Here is a 13,428-nt window from a genome sequence, read left to right on the forward strand (position 1 = left end):
CGGGGCGCAACAGGGGGGCGGCAATGTCAGGTTCATTCAGGCGCGCACCGGATTTCGAGCGCCGCAGCGACATGATCGAGGCCACGCTGGATTGCATCGCGGATCTGGGGATCGAGGCGACGACGGTTCGCGCGGTGGCGGCCCGAGCGGGGATCAGCAATGGCCTGATTCGCCACCATTTCGAATCGAAGAGCAACCTGATCATGGCCGCCTATCGCCACACGATCGAATTGATGATCCGCCCGGCCCTCGATGTCGTCGCCTTGCCCGATATTCCCCCGCATGAGCGGATGGTGAAATTCGTGACCGCATGCCTTGGCGGCTCGGTCGCGGAGCCGCGGCTGCTCTCTGTTTGGGCGACCTTCATCAGCCATGTCCGCCTGTCGCCACGGCTCGCGCAGGAACATCGGGACGGCTATCTCACCTTTCGCCGCGCCACCGAGCAGATCATCGATGAAATCCTGACCGCCGACGGGCGGCGATTACCCACGGGCGAGCTCGAACGTCTCGGGATCGTCGTCAATGCGCTCATCGACGGCCTGTGGCTCGAGGGCTGCCTGATGGAGGATTTCGACGAGGACCGGCTGATCGATCTTTGCCTTCGCGCCATCGAATCGCTGCTGGATATCAAGCTGCCCGACATTGCTGAAATTGGAACATGACCATGCGCTACGCTTCGATCACCGACCGCCTTGCCAATCTCGGATCCGACAAGTGGGAGATTCACCTGCGTGGCCGCGCGCTTGCGGCAGGCGACGATTCGGTGATCGAGCTGACCATCGGAGAGCCGGACGTGCCGCCTGACGGCACACTGCTGGATATCTGCAACGAGGCGATGCGTGCAAGCCGCACCCGCTATTCCAACGGGCGCGGAGAGGAGTCGGTCGTCTCGGCCTTGGCGCGGAAATACTCGCACCGCACCGGCCGCGAGATCGGTGCGGAAAATGTGCTGTGCTTTCCGGGCACCCAAACCGCGCTTTTCGCCGTCATGATGGGATTGCTCGAGGCGGGCGACAAGGTGCTGCTGCCCGATCCCTATTACGCGACCTATGAGGCGGTGATACGTGCGCCCGGCGCCGGGTTCCTGCCGGTGCCGCTGCGGGCGGAAAAGGGGTTCCATCTGCAGCCCGAGGATCTGGAAGCCGCGATCACGCCCGATTGCCGGGTCCTTCTGCTCAACAGTCCGCATAATCCAAGCGGTGCGGTCCTGTCGCGCGACGAGATCGCCGCCATCGGCGATATCTGCCACAAGCACGACCTGTGGATCGTCAGCGACGAGGTCTATGAGGAACTGACCTTCGGCGCGGAATTCGCCTCGCCCTTCGATCTGGCTGAGCTGGCGGATCGGGTGATCGTGGTCTCGTCGATTTCCAAGTCGCATGCCGCCCCCGGCTTCCGCAGTGGTTGGGCGGTCGGCCCGGCGGAATTCTGTCGGCGGCTGCTTCCGCTGTCCGAGTCGATGCTGTTCGGCGGTCAGCCCTTCATTGCCGATATGACCGCCCATGCCCTGACGCATGACCTGCCGACCTCAAGCGGCATGCGCCGGCAATACAAGGCCCGCGCCGCAATGATCGCGGAAAGGCTCGACAATGTTTCGGGGTTGAAGGTGGTGCCTCCGGAAGCCGGGATGTTCGTCCTGCTGGATGTCTCGGGGACCGGGTTGACCGGCCATGACTTCGCGCTGCGGCTGCTGGAGGAACGGCGCGTGTCCGTCATGCCCGGCAGTTCCTTTGGCAATGCCGGTGAAAACCTGGTCCGGCTCAGCCTGACCGTTCCAGACGAGAAACTGGCCGAAGCCTGCGGGCGCATCGCCTCGCTTGCCGGTGATCTCGCGCAGCAATCGGAGTGCCTGGCGACATGAGCGGCTCCATGACTGTCGGCTTGATGCTTGTCCGCCTGCTGGAACGTTACGGCGTCGATACCGTGTTCGGTATTCCGGGCGTCCATACGGCCGAGCTTTACCGGGGCCTTGCCGGTTCACGCATTCACCACGTGACGCCGCGCGACGAACAGGATGCCGGGTTCATGGCGGATGGCTATGCGCGCGCATCGGGCAAGCCCGGCATCTGCCTGCTCATTACCGGGCCCGGCCTGACCAATGCCATCACCCCGATGGCGCAGGCGCGGGCGGATTCGATCCCGATGCTGGTGATCTCCGGCGTGAATGCGCGGGTGACCCTGGGCCGGTATGAAGGCCATCTGCACGAGCTGCCCGATCAGGCGGCCATGATCCGGACGCTGGCCCTGTCCTCCGAGCGCCTTGAGCGGCCGGAAGATCTGCCGAGCCTGATCGATCGCGCCTTTGCAATGATGGCCAAAGGCCGTCCCGGTCCCGTGCATATCGAGATCCCGACCGACCTGATGGAAGCGGAGGTGGCAGCCTTGCCGTTCGCTGCTGCACCGGAAAAGCCGGATTCCGGCATCGATCATGGGGCCGTTGAACGTGCGGCCCGGACATGCGCGGCGGCGGCGCGGCCTCTCATTCTTGCCGGTGGTGGGGCGGTCTGGGCCGAGGCGGAGATCCGTGACCTGGCCGAGCGGTTAGACGCCCCGGTGGTGACGACGACGAACGGGCGGGGACTGCTTGCCGGTCATCCTCTGGAGGTCCCGGCGAGTCCGAGCCTTGCCGCCATCCGGGAGCTGATGCGGGATTCCGATCTGGTCATCGCCATCGGCACGCAGTTCGGCCCGACCGATTACGACGCCTATGTGGATGGCGGTTTCATCCCGCCCGGGAACCTGATCCGCATTGATCGTGACGGGACGGCGGAAAGCGGGAATGCCCCGGCGACGGTCTTTATCAAGGGAGACGCTGCCGAAGCCACGGGTTTGCTGTGCTCGCATCTGCCCCCCGCAGGCGTGTCGAAAGCAGGTGCCACCCGTGCCACTGATGCGCGCGACGCCGCAAGGGCCAGCCTGTCGCCGAAGATGAAGGCGATGATCGAGGTGCTGTCATCGATCCGGGACACGCTTCCCGATGCCACGATGGTCGGGGATTCGACGCAACTGGCCTATGCGGGGAATCTTTATTGGGAGGCATCAAACCCGAGGCGCTGGTTCAACGCCGCCACCGGCTACGGGGCGCTTGGATACGGACCGCCCGCCGCCGTGGGGGCGAGCGTTGCCTTGGGCGATGCGCCCGTCATCTGCCTGGTCGGCGATGGCGGCTTCCAGTTCTGCCTTGGTGCGCTTGGCGCCGCCAGGGACGAGAACACGCCCGTCATCTTCGTGGTCTGGAACAATCACGGTTACCAGGAGATCGAGGATTACATGCTCTCGCGCGACATCACCCCCATCGGCGTGAGGCCGAGCGCCCCCGATTTCACGATGATCGCGGCTGCCTATGACATCCCGGCCGAACGTATCCGGCTATGCGAGACTGATCATCAGGACGCACTGGCTCCGGGGCAGCTCGACCTGACCCCGCTCGATCACGCATTGCAGGCGGCGCGCAAGCGTGGAGGGCCCGCGCTGATCGAGATCATCGCGCCATAGACCCATCCCGGCTTCGGCAGGGCGTCAGTTCGAAATCGCCGAAGCGGCAGGCTGAACGCCATGCGCCAAGCTGCGCGCGGGCCTTGGCGTGATCCGAAACGCGCTGACACTGGCGGAGGTGGACCAATGCTCAATATCGGCTGGATCGGTTGCGGACGTCACGCGCGGCAGATGCTCTTGCCGCAATTGGGGCGGAACGGTATCCGAATCGCTGCGCTGTGCGACCGCGATGGAGCGGCTGGAACGGATGACCGCGCAGATAGAGGCGTAGAACGGGCTCCGTCGCGCTGGACATGAAATGCCCGTTCGGCAAACCTGCGGTTCCTGTACCGTGAATGCCCATGTGCTATTGCGGCAAGGAATTGCCCTTTGACGAAGGATGGAGGAAAGCGTGACCTACGAACCCGTGCCCTTGCCCGACCGGGTGCAAATGCCGCCCGAGGCCTCGCTGGAGTCGGTGCGGGCCTTTCGGGATTACATGCGGCGGCGGCACAGCGTGCGCGACTTTTCCGATGCGCCGGTCTCGCGCGAGGTGATCGAGGCTTGCATCGAAACGGCGGGCAGCGCGCCATCGGGCGCGAACCAGCAGCCTGGCATTTCGTCGCGATCCGCGATCCGGCAATGAAGGCGCGCATCCGCGAGGCGGCGGAAGAGGAGGAGCGGGCCTTCTATGCCGGGGGCGGCGGCGATGCCTGGCTGGCGGCGCTGGAGCCGGTCGGCACCGGACCCGAAAAGCCGCATCTGACCATCGCGCCCTGGCTGATCGTGGTCTTCGCGCAGCGCTACGGGCTGCGGGAGGGGGAGCGTCACAAGCATTACTATGTTCCCGAAAGCGTCGGCATCGCCTGCGGCATGCTGATCGCCGCGATCCATCACGCCGGTCTGGTCACCCTGACACATACCCCCAATCCGATGAAATTCCTGAACGGGCTATGCGGCCGGTCCGAAAGCGAGAAGCCGGTCATGATCCTGCCCGTGGGACTGCCCTCTGATGACGCCCGGGTTCCGGCCATGGCCAAGGTCAAGAAGCCGCTTAACGAGATCCTGTCAGTGTTCTGAGCGGCGCCTCGGGACGCGCCGCCCTGATCCGCAGCCGGTTCCGGTCCGGTCGGATGGACGGAAAAGGTGATCCACGAGAGAACCTGGCCGCGTGGAAGCCGCATGCGGGTTGCAAACAGGGAGAGAAGTCAACTACCATCACGCGGCTTGTGAGTTCCGTGGTTGATAACCTCTTGAGTGAAATGACAATTCCTTGTTCTTGTTGAAGTTGTATGGATGTCGAGTGCTTCGTTTACCTGTCCTGCCGTCAAATATCATCATCCTGCACCGATATTTCGATGCGTTCATCGAGGTAACGAATGATGATTGACGGGCTGGACGAGCTTTGGCTTCTGCCCCTTGCGTCGCTGGCGGCCCTTGGCGCGGCGTTCCTGGCGGGACGCCGGCCGGATGTATTGCACTGATCACGATTTGCGCCCTTCCCACCGTCGGCTTGGCCGGAGGGGTGGAGGGGACCGACCTGCTGGCGCTGGTCTGCTTCCTGCCGATGTCGATTGCCCTGGTCATTGTCGGCTCCGCCTACCGCGACGCAAGGTTGCGGTCGCGCGACTTGCGGGAACAGCTTGAAGCACGGGAAGCCCATCTGCGCTCCATCCTGGATACGGTTCTGGACGCAACCATCGTCATCGACAAGCGGGGGCGGATGATCTCCTTCAACCAGGCCGCTGTTCGCCAGTTCGGCTATCCCGAAGCCGAGGTTGTGGGGCAGAATGTCAACATGCTGATGCCGGAACCGTATCGGGGCGAGCATGACGAATATGTCCGCAGATATCTGACCACGGGGGAGCGCCGGGTGATCGGCATCGACCGTGTCGTGGTCGGAAGGCGCAAGGATGGCTCCACCTTCCCGATGAAGCTGGCGGTATGTGAAACGAGGAGTGGCGGCGAAACCTTCTTCACCGGCTTCATCCGCGACCTGACCGAGCGCGCGGAATCCGAGGCCCGGCTCGAGGAAATCCAGGGGGAACTGGCGCGCTTGTCGCGGCTCAACGAACTGGGCGAAATGGCCTCGACCCTGGCGCATGAGTTGAACCAGCCCCTGTCGGCAATTGCCAATTACGTGCAGGGGAGCAGGCGATTGCTGAGGAATATGGACGGTGCGGTTGTCCGGCGCCTGCGCGAGGTGCTGGAGGAAACCGCGGAGCAATCGCTGCGGGCGGGGCAGATCATTCACCACCTGCGCGAATTCGTGACGGGCGGCAGCACCGAGAAAAAGCCCGAGGATCTCCACAAGCTGGTCGAAGAGGCGGGCGCGCTGGCCCTGGTCGGCTCGCGCGAGATGGGCCTGCATACGGTGTTCGAATTCGAGGCGGGCCCGAAACTGGCCGTGGTGGATCGCATCCAGATCCAGCAGGTGCTGATAAATCTCATGCGCAACGCCATGGACGCGATGAAGGGGAGCGAGACACGCCAATTGGTGGTGCGCGTCCGGCATGGCGATGCGGGAGAGGTCCTGGTGGAGGTTTCCGATACCGGCCCCGGTGTGCCCGAGGAGATGACAAGGCAGCTTTTCCGGCCCTTCGTGACCAGCAAGCCGGGGGGCATGGGGGTGGGGCTGTCCATATCGAAGCGGATCATCGAGGCCCATGGCGGCAAATTGAGCATGCATAACAATGAGAAGGGAGGAGCGGTTTTCCGCTTCACCCTGCCCGGGAAAGACGGAGCGATAGCCGGAAGATGAATACTGAAGTGGTGATCCATATCGTTGACGACGAGGAGCCCGTCAGGAAATCCCTGGCCTTCCTGATGACCGTATCGGGACATGCCGTGCGGGTGCATGATTCGGCAGCTTCCTTTCTTTCCGTTGCCAAGGGGCTGGAGAATGCCTGTCTCGTCACCGATTTGCGCATGCCCGAGATGAACGGGGTCGAACTGCTCCGGAAATTGCAATGCGAAGAGGCCATGCTCCCGGCCATTGTCATCACCGGGCATGGAGATGTGCCGATGGCGGTCGAGGCGATGAAGGCGGGTGCGCTCGATTTCATCGAAAAGCCGTTCGTGGATGACGTTCTGCTGGATGCCGTCGCCGGGGCGATCGCCGAGATCGGAAAGACGTCGCGCGTGACGGATGATGTCCTGGCCACGCGCGAGCGGATCGAGCGGCTCAGCGAAAGGGAGCGGCAGGTGATGGAGGGCATCGTCGCGGGCCTGCCCAACAAGACCATCGCCTATAATCTCGATATCAGCCCGCGCACCGTGGAGGCTCACCGTGCGAATGTCATGGCCAGGATGAACGCCAAGAACCTGCCGGAACTGGTGCGGATGGTCCTTGCGGCGAAGATCGATGGGTTTTGAGCTTCTTCCTTGCCGGACCGGGTGCAGGCCGGTGGGGGTTCCGGCGATGTCCGGGCCAGGCATTGCACTGTTCCGGTTCGGGATCTGCCGGGGCGCCGTCAGGGTTTTCCTGCGGATGGTGATGATCTCCTGCCGGATTGGCGAGGGGCAGATCCGCGGCTATCACTGGCCGGGCAAGCCTTGCCCGGCCGTGTCAGAGGCGGCCGCACGCATCCCGATGGAACGATGGATGCCGATGCCGCAAAGAAGTGAAAGCAGCAGGCAGATGCCGAACAGGCTGGAATAGCCCAACCGCTCCGCGACCTGACCGGCAAGGAAGCCAAGGATCATGCCGGTGCCGGCATCCATGCATTGGAACAGCGTGAAATCGACCCCGGCCTGTCCCGGATCGGACCATTCCATGAAGCGCGCATAGAGCGCGACGAAGCCAAGGGCGAGCCATGCGGAACTGCCGATCTGTGTCAGCCATGCCAGTGCCGCGAGGGGCAGGGGCAGGCCCGATGCGACCCCGAGACAATAGAGCAATACGAATGCCTGTCCGGCAAGGGCAAGCAGCAGAACCGTCATGGTGCCGAGACGGGCGACGATCAGGCCGCCCGCCACGGCGCCGATCACCCCGACGACAAGGCTGCCCGAGGCGCTGAACAATCCCACCTCGCTTAGCGTGAAGCCGTGATCGACCAGGAACGGACCGAAATAGCCCAGGCATGACTTCATCGCGGCGACATAAAGCGCCGTGACCCATAATCCGCGCCGGATCTCGGGGCGGCGCAACGCGGCGCGCAGGCTCGGGCCGCTCCTGGCCGGTGGTGACGAGGGCGATGGCTGCCGCAGCATCAGGAAGGGCAGGCTGGCGACAAGGCACATGACGATCAGCAGCCCGATACCCGGACGCCAGCCCATCCGGTCGATGGCAACCAGAAGCAACCCGCCGCCGAAGGCCGAGCCGACATAGGCGCCGCCGACCTGCATCATGTTGGCCCAGCCATAGGAGGCTTCGGGGATCGCCTCGACCGCGTGGCCGTCGCAGGCGATATCGACCGTGGCGGTGGCCGTGGCGACGGCGAACAGCGCCGCGATGGTCCAGGGCAGCGGCAGATCCGCGATCAGCGCAAGACTTGCTGCCGCCACGAGCACCGCCACGCCGCCCAGGGCGATGACCGGTTTCGTGCGTGCCGGGCCACATGCGGGCCGCCGCCATTGCTCGATCCAGGGGCTCCACAGCACCTTGAGGGTCCAGGGCAGGATCAGCAGCGACAGGAAGCCCAGTTGGTCGAGCCCCATGCCTTGCTGGCGCATATAGGCGGGCAGGGTGGACCAGATGAAACCGCCCAGGATGCTCTGGGTGACGTAGAGCCCGCCCAGTGACGCGAGCGCCACCGGAAGGATCACCTGCGCCCTCGTGCCGCCCATCCTCAGAACCGATGCGAGAGGTTGACGTCGATCATCCGCGGCTCATCGGCATAGCACCAGCCGCCGGTGCAGGTCTGGCCCTTGCGGTCGAACAGGTTGCGGATATTGACTTGCAACTCGGTTCCCTCATGGCCGAGGGCGGCAAAGTCATAGGCGACGCCCAGATCGACATAGGTCCGGCTGGCATTCTCGATGGTGTTCTCGTCATCGCCATAGCTCTTGCCGATATGGCGGATGCCGCCCATGAACGAGAGGTTCTCCAGCGGTCCCGACGGCACGTCATATTTGGCGAATAGCGACAGCGTATCCTGCGGCACGCCGGAAAGCTTCTTGCCAGCGGTGCCCGGTGCGCCCTTGTTGATCTTGACATTCATATGCGCATAGGAGGCGATCAGGTTCAGGTCGTTGCCAAGATTGCTGGCTGCCTCGAGCTCGAACCCGCGCGAGGTCAGGTCATATTGCAGCCCGCGATTACGCCCGTCTCCGCCGACGATCAGCACCATGCCATTGTCCTGGCGGATGTCGAACAGGGAGGCGGAGACGACGGTATTGCCGTCCGGCAGTTCATATTTCAGCCCGATCTCCTTTTGTAGCGCCTCGGTCGCCGCAGCCGGGCTTCCTGTCTGGTCCGATGCATCGTCATAGACCTGCGCGACATTCGGCGCGAAGGAGGTCGAGACATTGGCAAAGGGCGTCAGGCCGTTCTCCAAGGCATAGGAGACGCCCACACGTCCGGTGAAGGCCTTGTCCTTCTGCGTGCCGGAATTGATGACCGGCGTTCCGTAAACCGCATCGCTGTAATCGGTTTCGACCCAGTCATAGCGGGCCGAGGCGGCAATCGTCAGCCCGTCCCTTTCAATCACATCGGCGATATAGACGCCTTTCTGCGTCTGGTCGCGCCAGGCGTAGAAAGGCACATCCATCGCCTCGTTCGCGGCGCGGCCATCGCCCGTGCCGCCATAATGGGCCGTGTATTTCCCGCGAGTGTAATCGGCGCCGAAGACGAGCGTATGATCGAAACTGCCAGTGCTGAAACGATGCTCCAGCGTCAGGTCCATGACATGGGCCTTGGCGGTTTCCTCGTAGCGTTCCCACCAGCCGGGCACGAGATCGGGATAGGTGCCGTATCGCGTGGCGTAATGCATGTCGGCCTCGACCCTGGAATAGCGATAGCTTTGCCGCAACTGGGTATCGGGGCCGATATCCCAGGAGTATTCATAGCCGATACGGAATTGTTCCTGGTCGAAATTATTGTAGTCGGGATCGCCTGCCGGGGCGTCGGTGACCTTTAAGTCATCGCCGAAATGGTAATATGCGACGGCCCCGGTCTTGTCCTTGCCATATTCCGCCGACACCAGCAGTTTCTGGGTATCGGACAGGCGGAACGACATCGACGGCGCGAGCAGGATGCGATCGTCGGCGTAACCGTCGATATGCGTGTCGCTGTCCCGGGCAAGCCCGACGATCCGGTAGAGCACGTCGCCATTCGCGTCGAGCGGGCCAGTGAAATCGAACGAGGCTTCCTTGCGGTCATAGCTGCCGAAACTCAGCCGTGTTTCGCGATAGGGCTCATCCTTGGGGCGCTTGCTGACCATGTTGACCACCCCGCCCGGAGTGCTCACGCCGAACATCGAGGAGGCCGGGCCCTTCAGCACCGCAATCCCCTCCAGCGCATAGGGATCGCTGCGATACCATGCGGAAAGGCCGTTGAAGCTGCGCAGGCCATCCCTGAAAACGCCGGTCTGGTAGGCCGGGAAGCCGCGCAGGTAGAACGAGTCGTAACGGGTGTCGAAGCCGAAATTCCCCGGCGTCGCGGCGGCGGTATAGTTCAGCGCCTCAAGCAGCGTGCGCGGCTGTTGGTCCTCGAGCTGATCCTGCGTCACGACGCTGACCGATTGCGGCAGCCGGGAAATGGGCGTCTCGACCCGCATGGCCTGCCGGCCCGATTGCGCGATATACCCGTCCTGCACCAGCGTCTCGTCGCTCTCCGCCTCCAGCACGATCGGATCCAGCACGATGACTTCCTGCGCCGACAGGGCCGAGGGCATGGCGGCGACGCTCAGCCAGAGCGCCGATCTCAGATGGTTTCTCACAGCGTCCTCTTCCGTTTTTTCCTGTTATTGCTGCGGGATGGCATATCTCCGCAGGTTCGCCGGATGCTTTACAATATATTAACATAGGAAAACAATCGGAAATACTCGGGGGGAGGATCAGACGCAGCCGAGGGGACGGATCGGGTATCCCATCCGCATCACGAAATCTTTCAGGGGAGTATAGGGGACGGGCCGAATTTCGAGAGACGCGGCAGAACTTCGCATGGTTCCGGCGCGGGACCACGCGAAAGGCAAAGGGGAATACGCGAAGATCACCGGATTGCGAGGGATGTATCTGGTGCTGCGAGAGAGGATTGAACTCTCGACCTCTCCCTTACCAAGGGAGTGCTCTACCACTGAGCTACCGCAGCGCCGTGCAGGGCGTTTAGACAAAGCCGGGTCGTGGCGCAAGGGGGGCATCGCAAAAATCCCGAGATGTCCTGTCACCGGAACCGTCACGGCATCGCTGGACTGTCGCGCTTGGGGGCGGTAACAGGACCGGATGGCAGATCGGTCAAAGGACAGGCGCAGGCCGGGCAAGGGCGGGAACGGAGGCGAAGCCGATTCCCGCGAGGACAGGCTGCGCGCGGCATTGCGCGCCAACCTGGCGCGCCGCAAGGCGCAGGCCCGGGCCCGTTCGGACCGGAATGTGCCGGAAACCGGAAGCGGCGAGACCGAGAGCGGCAAGGATACAGGCGGAGACGACAGCTAGAATGGACCAGATCATCGTTCAGGGGAACGGCCCCCTGCAGGGGGAAATCCCCATCGCGGGGGCAAAGAACGCCTGCCTCACGCTGATGCCCGCGACGCTTCTGACGGATCAGCCGCTGACGCTGACCAATGCGCCGCGACTGTCGGATATCCGCACCATGACCGAGCTCTTGCAAAGCCTCGGCGCCGAGGTGGCCAGCCTGCAGGACGGCAAGGTGCTGTCGCTCTCCAGCCATGCGCTGGACAATCATCGCGCCGAATATGACATCGTGCGCAAGATGCGCGCCTCGATCCTCGTGCTGGGGCCGATGCTGGCGCGGGACGGGCGGGCCGAGGTGTCGCTGCCCGGCGGCTGCGCGATCGGCGCGCGGCCGGTGGATCTGCATCTCAGGGCGCTCGAGGCGATGGGCGCCGATCTGGACCTGCGCGACGGCTATGTCTATGCCAAGGCACCCTCCGGCGGGCTGCGCGGCGCGGTGGTCGAATTTCCGCTGGTCTCGGTCGGTGCGACCGAGAACGCGCTGATGGCCGCGACGCTGGCACGCGGCACGACGGTGCTGCAAAACGCCGCCCGCGAGCCCGAGATCGCCGACCTGGCCCAATGCCTGCGCCGCATGGGCGCACAGATCGAGGGCGAGGGGACGGATACGATCACCATCCAGGGCGTCGATTCACTGGGTGGGGCGACGCATCCGGTGGTGACCGACCGGATCGAGCTGGGCACCTATATGCTGGCCCCCGCCATGTGCGGCGGCGAGGTCGAGTTGCTGGGCGGCCGGATCGATCTGCTGGCGGCCTTTTGCGAAAAGCTGGACGAGGCCGGGATCAGCGTCGAGGAAACTCCGCGCGGGCTCAAGGTGGCGCGCCGCAATGGCCGGGTGCGGGCGGTTGATGTGACGACCGAGCCCTATCCGGGTTTTCCCACCGATCTGCAGGCGCAGTTCATGGCGCTGATGTGCCTGGCCGAGGGAACCAGCACGCTGGAAGAGACGATTTTCGAGAACCGCTTCATGCATGCCCCGGAACTGACCCGGATGGGCGCGCAGATCGAGGTGCATGGCGGTCACGCGAAGGTCACCGGAGTCGCGGAACTGCGCGGCGCCCCGGTCATGGCGACCGATCTGCGCGCCTCGGTCAGCCTGATCCTTGCCGGGATGGCCGCCGAGGGACAGACCACGGTCAGCCGCGTCTATCATCTCGACCGCGGTTATGAACATGTCGTGGGCAAGCTGCGTGGGGTCGGCGCGCATATCGAGCGTGTGAAAGAGGAGTAAGGAATGGTCGAGGACGCCCGTTTTGCCGATGCCGATCCGCGCCCGATGGCGCTGAAGGCCGAGGATGAGGCCGATCTGCGGATCATGTCGGCGCTGGTGCAGGACGCGATCCTGCCCGCCTCGGAGATCAGCTATGACCCGAAGGCGCGGCGTCTCGCCCTGCTGCTGAACCGTTTCCGTTGGGAGGATGCCGAGCAGGCGCGGGCCGAGGGGCGCGGCTTCGAACGGGTCCGGGCGCTGCTGGTGATGAATGACGTGTTGGAGTTGCGCAGCGACGGGATCGACCGCGATGGCGACACGGTGCTGGAGCTGCTGGCGCTGAACTGGACGCCGGGCGAGGACGGCACCGGGCAATTGTCGCTGGAATTCGCCGGGGATGGCACGCTGACAGCCGAGGTCGAATGTATCAACCTGGATCTGCGGGACGTGACGCAGCCCTATCTCGCCCCATCGGGCAAGGCGCCGTCGCATCCCGAGTGATCCGGCCGGGTGATACAGTATTCATGACAAAGAAGAAGCATTCATGACAAAGAAGAAGCGGCCATTGTGAAGGTCTGGCGTCTTGATTGCGGCCGCGCCTCCGAGTGGCGCGAGATCCGGCTGGCCGCCCTGCGCGATACGCCCGAGGCCTTCGATGCGACATTGGCGGAATGGCAGGACCGGCCCCTGGCGGATTTCGCGGCGCGGCTTGAAACGGTTCCGACATTCGCGGCGGGGGATGAGATCGGCCGGGCGCTCGCAGTGGCGTCATGGCAGGCCGGGCTGGATCCGCGCGATGCGCGGCGCGGCTGGTTGCTGTCGGTCTATGCCCGGCCCAAGGCGCGCGGGCGCGGTTATGCCGAGGCAGCAATCCGGGCGGTCTTGCGGGATTCGGCAGCAGCAGGAATGGGATCGGTCGGGCTGCATGTGCTTGCGTCGAACCGGGCGGCACAGGCGCTGTATCGGCGCATCGGGTTTCGCGACAGCGGGCGCGCGGGCGTGACCAACAGCCGGGGCGAGCCGGAAATCGAGATGATCTGGCCGCTGGAACACAAGACGATTTCCTGCGGATTTTAACCGTTGGCGGCTTGCATTGCGGCGCGGGCGGG

Annotated in this window: 11 protein-coding genes, 1 tRNA gene and 1 pseudogene; 10 read left to right on the forward strand and 3 right to left on the reverse strand. The window is 64.1% G+C overall.

What is annotated here, in order from left to right; translation table 11 throughout:
• Window positions 1-23: 23 nt before the first annotated feature.
• From A7A09_RS12080 to fixJ, 6 genes and pseudogenes are all read left to right on the forward strand, one after another.
• Window positions 24-662 (forward strand): TetR/AcrR family transcriptional regulator, encoded by a 639-nt coding sequence (locus A7A09_RS12080; RefSeq protein ID WP_106691649.1) that lies wholly within the window; start codon window positions 24-26, stop codon window positions 660-662.
• Window positions 659-1,861, forward strand: coding sequence for a pyridoxal phosphate-dependent aminotransferase (locus tag A7A09_RS12085; RefSeq protein WP_245999309.1), 1,203 nt, complete (start codon window positions 659-661; stop codon window positions 1,859-1,861). The genes A7A09_RS12080 and A7A09_RS12085 overlap by 4 nt, the downstream gene beginning before the upstream one ends.
• Before the next feature lie 8 nt (window positions 1,862-1,869).
• Window positions 1,870-3,495, forward strand: a complete 1,626-nt coding sequence (locus A7A09_RS12090; protein ID WP_211341117.1) for a 5-guanidino-2-oxopentanoate decarboxylase — start codon at window positions 1,870-1,872, stop codon at window positions 3,493-3,495.
• A gap of 379 nt (window positions 3,496-3,874) precedes the next feature.
• A pseudogene (locus A7A09_RS12100) lies at window positions 3,875-4,554 on the forward strand (nitroreductase family protein).
• Window positions 4,555-4,999: 445 nt separating this feature from the next.
• Window positions 5,000-6,235 (forward strand): PAS domain-containing sensor histidine kinase, encoded by a 1,236-nt coding sequence (locus A7A09_RS12105; RefSeq protein ID WP_281277532.1) that lies wholly within the window; start codon window positions 5,000-5,002, stop codon window positions 6,233-6,235.
• The gene (gene fixJ, locus A7A09_RS12110) at window positions 6,232-6,849 is read left to right on the forward strand and encodes a response regulator FixJ (protein ID WP_106691651.1); all 618 of its coding nucleotides are present in this window, start codon (window positions 6,232-6,234) and stop codon (window positions 6,847-6,849) included. The genes A7A09_RS12105 and fixJ overlap by 4 nt, the downstream gene beginning before the upstream one ends.
• Window positions 6,850-7,011: 162 nt before the next feature.
• On the opposite strand, the gene A7A09_RS12115 is transcribed toward fixJ, so the two are convergent.
• The 3 genes from A7A09_RS12115 to A7A09_RS12125 form a co-directional block, all read right to left on the reverse strand.
• Window positions 7,012-8,241 carry an MFS transporter gene (locus tag A7A09_RS12115; RefSeq protein ID WP_211341118.1) on the reverse strand — a complete coding sequence of 410 codons (1,230 nt, stop codon included), beginning with the start codon at window positions 8,239-8,241 and terminating at the stop codon, window positions 7,012-7,014.
• Between the two features lie 23 nt (window positions 8,242-8,264).
• On the reverse strand, window positions 8,265-10,355 hold the full coding sequence (locus A7A09_RS12120) for a TonB-dependent siderophore receptor (RefSeq protein WP_148043651.1): 2,091 nt from the start codon (window positions 10,353-10,355) through the stop codon (window positions 8,265-8,267).
• Window positions 10,356-10,651: 296 nt separating this feature from the next.
• A tRNA-Thr gene (locus tag A7A09_RS12125) sits at window positions 10,652-10,726 on the reverse strand.
• Window positions 10,727-10,857: 131 nt separating this feature from the next.
• On the opposite strand from A7A09_RS12125, the gene A7A09_RS12130 reads away from it, so the two are divergent.
• From A7A09_RS12130 to A7A09_RS12145, 4 genes are all read left to right on the forward strand, one after another.
• The gene (locus tag A7A09_RS12130; RefSeq protein ID WP_106691654.1) at window positions 10,858-11,067 is read left to right on the forward strand and encodes a hypothetical protein; all 210 of its coding nucleotides are present in this window, start codon (window positions 10,858-10,860) and stop codon (window positions 11,065-11,067) included.
• 1 nt (window position 11,068) lies between these two features.
• The gene (murA, locus tag A7A09_RS12135) at window positions 11,069-12,340 is read left to right on the forward strand and encodes a UDP-N-acetylglucosamine 1-carboxyvinyltransferase (RefSeq protein ID WP_106691655.1); all 1,272 of its coding nucleotides are present in this window, start codon (window positions 11,069-11,071) and stop codon (window positions 12,338-12,340) included.
• A 3-nt stretch (window positions 12,341-12,343) separates the two neighbouring features.
• Window positions 12,344-12,820, forward strand: coding sequence for a DUF2948 family protein (locus A7A09_RS12140; protein WP_106691656.1), 477 nt, complete (start codon window positions 12,344-12,346; stop codon window positions 12,818-12,820).
• Window positions 12,821-12,886: 66 nt separating this feature from the next.
• On the forward strand, window positions 12,887-13,396 hold the full coding sequence (locus A7A09_RS12145; protein WP_170167089.1) for a GNAT family N-acetyltransferase: 510 nt from the start codon (window positions 12,887-12,889) through the stop codon (window positions 13,394-13,396).
• Window positions 13,397-13,428: the final 32 nt, after the last annotated feature.

Source organism: Paracoccus methylarcula (assembly GCF_003007735.2).
Lineage (GTDB): Bacteria > Pseudomonadota > Alphaproteobacteria > Rhodobacterales > Rhodobacteraceae > Paracoccus > Paracoccus methylarcula.

Coding starts and splice junctions, on each gene's coding strand:
- murA (WP_106691655.1), top strand. CDS start 11,069: ATGGACCAGATCATCGTTCAGGGGAACGGCCCCCTGCAGGGGGAAATC.
- fixJ (WP_106691651.1), top strand. CDS start 6,232: ATGAATACTGAAGTGGTGATCCATATCGTTGACGACGAGGAGCCCGTC.
- A7A09_RS12140 (WP_106691656.1), top strand. CDS start 12,344: ATGGTCGAGGACGCCCGTTTTGCCGATGCCGATCCGCGCCCGATGGCG.
- A7A09_RS12080 (WP_106691649.1), top strand. CDS start 24: ATGTCAGGTTCATTCAGGCGCGCACCGGATTTCGAGCGCCGCAGCGAC.
- A7A09_RS12085 (WP_245999309.1), top strand. CDS start 659: ATGACCATGCGCTACGCTTCGATCACCGACCGCCTTGCCAATCTCGGA.
- A7A09_RS12130 (WP_106691654.1), top strand. CDS start 10,858: ATGGCAGATCGGTCAAAGGACAGGCGCAGGCCGGGCAAGGGCGGGAAC.
- A7A09_RS12090 (WP_211341117.1), top strand. CDS start 1,870: ATGACTGTCGGCTTGATGCTTGTCCGCCTGCTGGAACGTTACGGCGTC.